This window comes from Thiolapillus sp., from assembly GCF_048562965.1.
Lineage (GTDB): Bacteria > Pseudomonadota > Gammaproteobacteria > Chromatiales > Chromatiaceae > Thiolapillus > Thiolapillus brandeum_A.
In genome coordinates this window covers 1-9,820 of record NZ_JBHNMF010000082.1, presented here as the reverse complement: position 1 = coordinate 9,820, position 9,820 = coordinate 1, and the positions used below count along the sequence as shown (strand labels likewise).

Below are 9,820 nucleotides of genomic sequence, written 5' to 3'. Positions count from 1 at the left end.
CGCCCAGACAATTGGCTCCCGCTCAATCCGGGTGACCTGCTCGGAAGAGCCGGATGCGGGAAATCCGCACGTCCGGTTCTGTGAGGGTGAAAGCCAGCAATGGCCGATCTACTCGACTAGAGAATCCACCGCCAGGGTCTGCCGAAGCGAGCGGAACAGCACACCTTCCCTGTCGGCTTCGAGGACGCATTTGTCTCCCCGCCAGCGTTTGCATTGCCCTTCGCTAACTTCCACACCCATGCGCGCCCGGTCTTCCTCGGTTCCGATAACCAGGGCAGCATGGGGCCAGAATCCGGGCAAGAACAGATTGCTGGCGGCAAAGTCGTGGCGGGTGATGAGGACATCACCGGGCCGCACAATCTTCTCTATTTGATCGATAACAGCCTCTACCCGGTTGGGTAAACCGCTGTCGACAATCTCTGCCACCATCCGTCCACTGGCTTCGAGCAAGTGGAAAGCCGACTTCTGCTTCGCCGACGCTCCCCGACGCCGCAGGGCATGCCAGTGGTAGCGCAAACGACGGAACAGGTAGCGGACAATTCCCGGATCGATGGAGTGTTCCAGCTCAGGCAATGCCCGCACGAACTCACCCACCGCTTCATCGTCGATCAGTTCAACCAGCTTGTTGCGGTTGCTCCTGGAAAAATTCAGCGCCTGCAGTACCAGCAGTACATTGTCGGGATTGGTGAGCGACTCGAAAATACGCGTGTACTGCTTGCGCGGTATCCGATGCAGGGGGCAGGCTTCGTTGAGTTTGCGCTGGGTCGGGGGGTTTCGGGCAACCTGCCCGACCAACAGTTTGTCCATACGCACCAGCAGCGCGGCGGCGGTAAATCCCAGCACCGCCAGCCGCCATTCATTCCGGGTCTGAATCTGGCAAAGATCATGGCCGAGATCGTCTGAAACGCCATCCACAATTTCCCACAGGCCTTCCCGAACGCTCAGGAAACTTGCAAACCATGCCCACAGCCGTTCGTCCTCACCCGGCGTGAAAAATCCCCGGCGACAGGCATTGCTGATGTCATCGAGAATCCCCGCTACGGCTTCCAGGTCGGAGACAGCGGTTCGTAAACCCCGCAGTATTCTGGCGCTTGTATGCAACCGGGCGGATTGCCATTCCTCACCAGCGTCCATGGCTATGCAGCAGCTGATCCGGCCTGAAGAATCACCCGCACAGTCTCGGGAACCAGCCAGCGTACAGACCGCCCCTGGGCCAGCCTGGCGCGGATGTCGCTGGAGGATATATCCAGCCGGGTAACGGGCTGGAACAGGATATAACCGCCGGGTGCTCCCCTCAAATCGCTGACCTCACGGGTCACCCGGCCTTGCATCAGGTCATGTAAAGCTCCCGCCTCGGGCAAGCCATGACCGGGGCGGTCCATCACCACCAGGTGCGCGAGCTGCAGGATCTTCTCCGGCTGACGCCAGTCGGCAAAACCCAGAAAAGCGTCTCTGCCCATCAGCAGACAAAGAGGTACTTCGTTACCCAGTTCCGCTCTTAGCGACTGCAGGGTATGCACGCTGTAGGAAGGCCTGGAAAGGTTAAGCTCACGCTCATCGACGGTAAAGCCCGCCTGCCCCCCGATAGCCGCCTGTAACATGGCAAGCCGCGTTGCCGCCGGGGTTTGCGGCTGATCACGGTGCACCGCCCGGCCCAGGGGGATGAAGCGCAGCTCATCCAGGGCCAGTGCTTCATACACATCCAGGGCCGTGCGCAGGTGGCCGTTGTGTATGGGGTCAAAGGTGCCGCCGAAGATGCCGATCATGAGATTTCCCTATGTTCCTGTATGGCACAATCCGTAGGATGTGGTGAGGCACGAACCGCATCACCTGCTCAGGTGCGAATATGCCCATCCCCCAAAACGATGAATTTCACCGAGGTCAGGCCTTCCAGCCCCACGGGGCCCCGGGCGTGGAACTTGTCCGTGGAGATGCCGATCTCCGCGCCCAGACCATATTCAAAGCCGTCGGCGAAACGGGTGGAGGCATTGACCATTACAGAGCTGGAATCGACTTCCTGGAGGAAACGCCGCGCCTTGGTAATGTTCTCGGTAATGATGCTCTCGGTGTGGCGGGAGCTGTGTTCCTCGATATGATCCATGGCCTGCTGCATGTCATCCACCACGCGGATGGAGAGGATGGGGGCGAGATATTCCGTATCCCAGTCTTCTTCCGTAGCGGATATACAGTCCTCACCCAGAATGGCGCAGGTCTTTTCGCAGCCGCGCAGCTCCACACCTTTTTCGGTGTACGCTTTGGCCATGACAGGCAGAAAGTCTTCGGCGATGGTGTCATGCACCAGCAGTGTCTCCAGGGTGTTGCAGGTGCCGTAGCGCTGGATCTTGGCGTTCAGGCAGACATCGAAGGCCTTCTGCGGGTCCGCCTCGTCATCCACGAATACATGACAAATACCGTCGAGATGCTTGATCACCGGCACTCTGGCGTCCTTGCTGATGCGCTCGATCAGTCCCTTGCCGCCCCGGGGGATGATGACGTCGATATATTCGGGCATGGCAATCATGGTGCCCACGGCCTCCCGGTCGGTGGTCTCTATCACCTGCACCGCGTCACCCGGCAGGCCTGCCTGTTCCAGCCCCTGCCGGATGCAGGCGGCGATGGCCTGGTTGGAATGGAAGGCCTCGGAGCCACCGCGCAGCAGCGTGGCGTTGCCGGACTTGAGGCACAGGGCGGCCGCATCTGCGGTCACATTGGGCCGGGATTCGTAGATGATGCCCACCACGCCCAGGGGTACGCGCATGCGCCCTACCTGTATGCCACTGGGGCGGTAGCTCATGTCGAAGATCTCGCCCACGGGATCGGGTAGCGCGGCGACTTGGCGCAGACCTTCGATCATGCTGTCCATGCGCGCCGGTGTCAGCTCCAGCCGGTCGAGCATGGCTTCAGACAGGCCTTTCTCCCTGCCGGCAGCCAGATCCTTCTCATTTTCCGCCGCCAGGGTATTACGCTCTGCGTCCAGCAAATCGGCGATGCTGTGCAGCGCCTGGTTCTTCTGTCCACTGTTGGAGGCCGCCAGGGCACGTGAGGCAGCGCGGGCTTTGCCGCCCACTTCCTGCATGTACGCGGTTACATCGGTAATGCTCATCTGTTGTTCCGGGTGAAGTTTCGTGAATTGTTCAGTAGTTTATCAATTTCTGCCCTGGCGCAGAAATTCCGGCAATTCCCAGGGCAATCTGTTCCAGTAACAGCCAGGGATCGCCGGGGGCCGCACCTTTGATGGTGGCATCCGCCAACTGGCATTGCTGCAGCAAATGCGCCCACTGGCGGGCATCCAGGCGCTTGAGTCCGGCGCTGACCAGGGGGATACGGTTCTTCCATACCCTCGCCCGCCCCAGGGCCTGCTGAACGGATGCACCGGCGGCGATGTCCTGGGCCATGGCGTTGAGAGTACGCACTTCCCGTGCCAGCGCCCACAGCACCACCGGCAGCGGAATACCTTCTGCCTTCAGACCCGTGATGATACGGATGCTGCGCCGCGTCTTACCGGCAAGGGCAGCATCCACCAGGGAATAAACGTCGAAGCGGGAGCTGTCCGATATGGCAGCGGCTGCCTGGGCCTGGGTGATTCTTTCATTGCCGAACAGCAGGGCCAGCTTCTCGATCTCCTGCCGGGCGGCCAGCAGGTTGCCTTCGGTCTGTTCGGCGAGCATTTCCGCCACGCCGGCTTCGGCCTGCAATCCGGCCATGCGCATACGCTGCTGTACCCAGCGGGGCAGCTGGCGCTCATCCACGGGCCAGACCTGGATGATCATCCCCACCTTGTCCAGTGCCTTCATCCATTTGCTGGTGAGAGGCAGCTTGGGCAGGGTGAGCAGCAACAGCGTATCGGCGGGCAGGTTTTCGCAGTAGGTCACCAGGGCCTTGCTCCCGACAGTGCCGGGCTTGCCGGTGGGCAGGCGCAGATCGATGATTTTCTGCTCGGCGAACAGGGACAGGGCACTGGCCTCTTCGCCAAGACGGTTCCAGTCAAAGCGCGCATCGGCTTCGAATATCTCGCGGCTGAGGTAACCGGCCTGCCGCGCGGCGGCACGAATGGCGTCTGCCGTCTCGCCCAGTTGCAGGGGTTCGTCTCCCGTCACCACATAGACAGGCGCGAGATTGCCGGCCAGGTGGGCGTCTAGCTGTTCCTGGCGCAGCCGCATGGCATCAGCGGATCTTGCTCAGGCGGGTCACTAGGCGTTGCGCCAGTTCGCGGTAGGCGTCCTGCTTGCGCAGCTCGGCCTCGCGGGTGCGTCCCAGCAGTTCGCCGCCCGGATTGTAGACGATATAGCGGGTGCTGAGCTCCTGGTTGTCGATCACCCGGCTCCCCGGCGGATGTTCGGCGCTGAAATGCAGGCTGCGCGTGATCTCGTGCTCGACCACCTTGTTATTGGCGTTCACGGAAAACACGTTGCGCTGCTGCTTCAGACTGCCCAGGTGCAGGATGGTGGCAGCATCATCCTCTGTGGAAGTGATGCTGACGCCACTGAGTTGCAGCTGGTGAATCAGCTCCTGCACGAACGGATTGCGGTCCGTCAGGCCGGTGATATAAACGGGGCTGATGGCGGCTGCCGGACGGGCGCTCTCGCCGCGGGGATGAAAACCACAGGCAGACAGGAGCAGGACCAGTGCCAGCAGCCCGCCAGCCGCGACTGGCTTCCTGTTACGGCTGCCCATCATTTCGCCACGATGTTCACGAGTTTGCCCGGCACCACGATGACCTTGCGCACCGTGGCCCCGCCGATAAAGCGTTTTGCATTGTCGTTCTCCAGTGCGGCTTTTTCCACTGCCTCTTTTGCCGCCTCGGCAGGCACGCTGACCTTGCCCCGCACCTTGCCATTGACCTGCACCACGTACTCGATGCTGTCCTGTTTCAGGGCGTCCTCGTCCACCTGCGGCATACCTGCCACCAGCACATCCTCGCCAAGACCCAGCTCACGCCACAGCTTGTGACTGATATGGGGCGCGATGGGCGCCAGCAAACGCAGCACGATGCCCATGCCTTCGCGCAGCAGATGCGTATTTTCCGTCTTGGCCAGGATATTGACCATGCTCATGCAGGCCGAAACCACCGTGTTGAACTGCTGTCGCTCATAGTCGAACAGGGCTTTTTTCAGAATGCTGTGAATCTCCCTGCGGGCACTGCGCAGGGTTTCATCGTCGGGCAATGCACCGTCTCCGGCACTGCGAATGGCATCCGCCCGCTCCAGGGCCAGGTTCCACAGGCGGCGCAGGAAGCGGTAGGCACCCTCCACCCCTTCGTCGGACCATTCCAGGGACTGCTCCGGCGGGGCGGTGAACATGGTATAGAGCCGCGCCGTGTCCGCGCCGTAACGGTCGATGAGGGGCTGGGGATCCACGCCATTGTTCTTGGACTTGGACATCTTCTCCACGCCGCCATGCTCAACGGGCAGACCGTCGGACTTGAGCACGGCGCGTATCACCCGGCCCTTTTCGTCCCGCTCGATTTCCACGTCAGCGGGGTTGAACCATTCCTTCGACCCGTCGGGGTTCTCCCGGTAATAGGTGTCGGCCACCACCATGCCCTGGGTGAGCAGGCGTGTGAAAGGTTCGTCGCAGTTCACCAGGCCCTCGTCGCGCATGAGCTTGTTGAAGAAGCGCGCATACAGCAGGTGCAGCACCGCGTGCTCCACCCCGCCGATGTACTGGTCCACGGGCAGCCAGTAATGGGCGCGCTCGTCCAGCATGGCCTGATCGTTGTCCGGACAGCAGTAGCGGGCGTAATACCAGCTCGATTCCATGAAGGTATCGAAAGTATCGGTTTCGCGCCGCTCGCCGTTGCCCAGGTCATAGAATTCCGGCATTTTCTTCAGGGGCGAGCCGGAACCGTCCACGATCACGTCTTCGGGCAGGATCACGGGAAAATCGCTGGCGGGGCGGGCGTCTCCCCCGGCGTCGTAGATCACCGGGATGGGACAACCCCAGTAGCGCTGGCGGGACACACCCCAGTCACGCAGGCGGAAATTGACCCGCTTGCCGCCCTTTTCATGCTCTTCCAGCCAGGCGGCGATGGCGTCGAAGGCCGCTTCGGAGGTGAGGCCATCGAAGGGCGCGGAACTGGCGAGGACGCCTTTTTCCGTGTAGGCGGCTTCCTCGATACCCGCCTTGCTGCCGTCCGCCGGGAAAATGACCTGCTGCTTGGGAATACCGTATTTTTCGGCGAACTCCCAGTCCCGCTGGTCGTGGGCGGGCACGGCCATGACCGCGCCGGTGCCATAGCTCATGAGCACGAAATTGGCCGCATACACAGGCACGGGCTCGCCGGAGACAGGATGCAGGGCATGAATGCCCAGGGCAAAGCCCTTCTTCTCCATGGTTTCGATTTCCGCCTCGGAAACGCCGCCCTGTCTGCATTCTTCGATGAATGACGCCAGCTCCGGGTTGGATTTGGCAATCTGCAGGGCCAGGGGGTGTTCCGCCGCCACGGCCACGTAGGTCACGCCCATGAGGGTGTCCGGGCGGGTGGTGAAGATGTCCAGGCGCTCGTCCCAGCCCTCGATATCGAAAGACATCTCCACGCCCACCGAACGGCCGATCCAGTTGCGCTGCATGGTGACCACCTGCTCGGGCCACTGGTCCAGCTGCTCCAGATCATCCAGCAGTTCCTGGGCGTAGTCGGTGATCTTGAGGAACCACTGTTCGATATCGCGCTTCTCCACCAGGGCGCCGGAACGCCAGCCACGACCGTCGATGACCTGCTCGTTGGACAGCACGGTCTGATCCACCGGGTCCCAGTTCACCGTGGCGGTCTTGCGGTAAGCCAGCCCCTTTTCCATGAGTCGCGTGAACAGCCACTGTTCCCACCTGTAATAATCCGGCTGGCAGGTGGCGAACTCCCGCTCCCAGTCATAGCCGAAGCCCAGCCCCTTGAGCTGCTCCTTCATGTTGGCGATGTTCTGGTAGGTCCATTTTGCCGGTGCCGTCCTGTTCTTGATGGCGGCATTCTCCGCCGGCAGGCCGAAGGCATCCCAGCCCATGGGCTGGAGCACGTTCTTGCCCAGCATACGCTGATAGCGGGCGATGACGTCACCCAGGGTGTAGTTGCGCACGTGGCCCATGTGCAGCTTACCGCTGGGATAGGGAAACATGGACAGGCAGTAGAATTTCTCCCGCGCAGGGTCTTCGCTCGCCCTGAAGGCCTGGGTTTCCTCCCAGTGAGCACGGGCTTCGGCTTCGATGATTTTCGGGTCGTAGGGCTGATCCATGATGATTGGCATTATGCGAAATACAATCCTGTAAGGATACAGCACCGGGACAGATACATAAATTGAGGATTTGCGATTGGAAGGGCAGCTGCGGGTGACAGCAGGCGGCGCAGGGGGTAACCTGCCGGTTTCCATTTGTGATTTCCCGGCCCCGGCATGAAAAAGCGACTGTTAACAATTCCTCTCATCATCCTGTCACTCGCCGCCTGCTCACCTCACCCGGGCGCAGGCGTCTGGAAAGCCGAGGGCGAAAATACGCTGGGGATCAGGGGTATGACCCTGGCCTACGAAGGTAAAGCCGTGTTCAGCAGCACCAGAGTCAAACCCGCCCTGTGGCACTGCTTCTGGAATGGCGCCAGCTCGCACGCAGCCAACCTCGACTGCACACCGTCCACCGACACCGAGTCCCATGAGCGCTTCGTGTTTACCGTCGGAGAGGATGGTGTGGGCGAACTGCGTCAGCAGGGACAGGTCATTGGTCGGTTTGTGAGAGAAACCGGAAACCCGGCGATTCAATAGGCTATCCCCTCCCCGGGAGGACTATTTCATGTACTCCTTCAGCTTTTCCACCAGCTGATCCGACGTAATGCCGTGGGCGAACCTGGTGATGAATCGCCCGTCAGGCGCCATGAGATAGAGACTGGCCGTGTGATCGATGAGATATTTTTCCGGCTTTGAGGGATCTTCGACCACCTTTTCCACAACCACGCCGAATTCCCTGATCACCCTGTCTGTCATGGCCTGGGTGCCACGCAAGCCGATGAGATTCTTGCCGAAGTAATGCACATAGTCGGCCATGATCTTCTGAGTGTCCCGCTGAGGGTCCACGGTGATGAAGTAAGGCTGGATGCGCCTGGCTTCCGGGTCGAACTTTTTCAGCGCTGTCATCATGACGCTCAGGGACGTAGGACACACATCGGGACAATAGGTATAACCGAAATAGAGCAGCTGGTATTTGCCCTTCATGTCGTCCTGGGTGACCATTTTTCCATTCTCGTCCGTGAGCATGAACCGTCCGCCGATGTTGGCCTGCTGGTTGTCCGCTGCCTCATCCGCGGTGGCGGCATCTTGCGACAGCGCCCCGGCAGTTTTCTGCATGCAGCCTTTGATCAGGCTGGTATTGTGATCCATGAGCTGCAGATAGAGGTCTTCCCCCGGCTCCAGGGTGCTGCCGAAACTGTCCAGTTCCACCCTGTTGATGTCTACGCCACTGATGAGCAGCTGCAGCTCCGGCATCTTCATCTTCGCTTCTGTCAGCAGGCAGGCATACCAGCCCTCCTTGAGCTTGTTGCGCTCCTTGATCAGCGTGGCGGCACTGACCGGCACCCGGGGCGAAGGGGAGAGTACACCCCCCAGTTTCAGCGCGTAGGCCTGCTCGAAGTATTGCTGGGTGTCATAGTAGGCCAGCACCACCCCGCCCTTGAGTCCGCGATAGCCATACTCCAGACGCCGGTCGAGCTTCGCCACTTTCTTGAACAGTGCGTCACGGTTGCGTTTATAAAGATGCGCACGGCTGTAGTCCATGTCCATGAGCATCTTGGTCAGGACATCGATGAGAATCAGCGCATTGCGGCTATCCAGCCAGAAGTAGGGATCGCGCTCGGCTTCGTTCCAGCGTGATGGCAGAATCTTCAGATCGAGACTGTCCAGCAGCGTCAGCAGCCGGGGTTTTTCTGTCAGGTTCTGCAATACAGGTTCGAGACTGCTCTCCAGCTCCGGCCCTGCCCAGACCACCAGATCTGCCTGTTCGATATGCTTTTTCTGTTCCGGCGAGGGCTCCCAGCCATAGGGGATCTCACCCTTGCCAACCAGCAGATCCGGCGGGCGGGCGCCTTTCATCAGAGCAGCCATCAGGGAATGCACGGGCTTTATACTGACCACAACGCGAAGCTCGCCTTCCTCCGCCTGCAACGAAAAAGACAGCAACATCAGGATCAGGCAAACAAACAGTTTTTGTACGCGGGTAAGTGTGTTCATGGGCAACCTGGATCGGTGATCCGTTCAGATTCAATTGACAGGAAAGGCCTGCTTCAGCGCTTCTTCTGCTTCACCTACATGCTCGGCAAACTCCACCGGAGAGGGACAGGGCTTTGCCGCCCTGGTAAAACGCAGGAAAGAGGCGTTGGTCTCGTCTTCGAAGATCTGCCCCAGTTCCCGCTGTTTGGGCAGGTTGTCGATCATGATCTGCTTGATGCGCTTTGCCTGATCGAAAAAGCGACAGTTAAGGGCAACACCGTTCAGGTTTCCCACCTCCTTTACCGCCTGAATCTGGCCTTTCTCCAGCGGAGAGGCCCCTGCAGAGGAGACGAACAACCCAGGAACGCAAAGAACAAGGAATAACTTTTTCATGTCGGGAACAGGAAAATCAAAGCCGGAAATGAAGCGCAGTATAGCGCCGTACACCCCGAAGCGTATTGATTTTAGGCAAAAGCCTTGACCCGGAAAATTCATGAATTTCACGCGCCCTCGCTTGTTTATTGTTTCCACAAGAAATTTTCTTCAGTTGCCCGTAATCACGGATACGGGACGCCTTCAGAAAATCCCCCGTGAAAACAATCTCCTGCACGAGCATCACGCGAATTCATGAAATTTCCGGG

General features: G+C 60.0%; 9 protein-coding genes. 1 reads left to right on the top strand and 8 read right to left on the bottom strand.

Features of this window, described 5'->3' with window-relative positions; genetic code table 11:
• Positions 1-108: 108 nt before the first annotated feature.
• The 6 genes from ACOCD2_RS06650 to leuS form a co-directional block, all read right to left on the bottom strand.
• Positions 109-1,134, bottom strand: coding sequence for a hypothetical protein (locus ACOCD2_RS06650; protein ID WP_293646062.1), 1,026 nt, complete (start codon positions 1,132-1,134; stop codon positions 109-111).
• Positions 1,135-1,136: 2 nt separating this feature from the next.
• Positions 1,137-1,766: a nicotinate-nucleotide adenylyltransferase gene (nadD, locus tag ACOCD2_RS06645; RefSeq protein ID WP_293646064.1), complete on the bottom strand. Its 630-nt coding sequence runs from the start codon at positions 1,764-1,766 to the stop codon at positions 1,137-1,139.
• Positions 1,767-1,834: 68 nt separating this feature from the next.
• Positions 1,835-3,103, bottom strand: a complete 1,269-nt coding sequence (locus ACOCD2_RS06640; protein WP_293646066.1) for a glutamate-5-semialdehyde dehydrogenase — start codon at positions 3,101-3,103, stop codon at positions 1,835-1,837.
• 31 nt (positions 3,104-3,134) lie between these two features.
• Positions 3,135-4,160: a DNA polymerase III subunit delta gene (gene holA, locus ACOCD2_RS06635; protein ID WP_293646068.1), complete on the bottom strand. Its 1,026-nt coding sequence runs from the start codon at positions 4,158-4,160 to the stop codon at positions 3,135-3,137.
• A gap of 4 nt (positions 4,161-4,164) precedes the next feature.
• The gene (gene lptE, locus ACOCD2_RS06630) at positions 4,165-4,677 is read right to left on the bottom strand and encodes an LPS assembly lipoprotein LptE (RefSeq protein WP_293646070.1); all 513 of its coding nucleotides are present in this window, start codon (positions 4,675-4,677) and stop codon (positions 4,165-4,167) included.
• Entirely contained in the window at positions 4,674-7,223 is a 2,550-nt protein-coding gene (leuS, locus tag ACOCD2_RS06625; protein ID WP_293646072.1) for a leucine--tRNA ligase, read from the bottom strand. Before leuS ends, lptE begins: the two co-directional genes overlap by 4 nt.
• Positions 7,224-7,379: 156 nt before the next feature.
• Between leuS and ACOCD2_RS06620 the strand changes: the two genes are divergently transcribed.
• Positions 7,380-7,742: a hypothetical protein gene (locus ACOCD2_RS06620; protein ID WP_293646074.1), complete on the top strand. Its 363-nt coding sequence runs from the start codon at positions 7,380-7,382 to the stop codon at positions 7,740-7,742.
• A gap of 21 nt (positions 7,743-7,763) precedes the next feature.
• On the opposite strand, the gene ACOCD2_RS06615 is transcribed toward ACOCD2_RS06620, so the two are convergent.
• Together ACOCD2_RS06615 and ACOCD2_RS06610 are read right to left on the bottom strand one after the other, a co-directional pair.
• Positions 7,764-9,200 (bottom strand): metal ABC transporter solute-binding protein, Zn/Mn family, encoded by a 1,437-nt coding sequence (locus ACOCD2_RS06615; protein ID WP_293646076.1) that lies wholly within the window; start codon positions 9,198-9,200, stop codon positions 7,764-7,766.
• Between the two features lie 30 nt (positions 9,201-9,230).
• Positions 9,231-9,572 carry a hypothetical protein gene (locus ACOCD2_RS06610; protein ID WP_293646078.1) on the bottom strand — a complete coding sequence of 114 codons (342 nt, stop codon included), beginning with the start codon at positions 9,570-9,572 and terminating at the stop codon, positions 9,231-9,233.
• Positions 9,573-9,820: the final 248 nt, after the last annotated feature.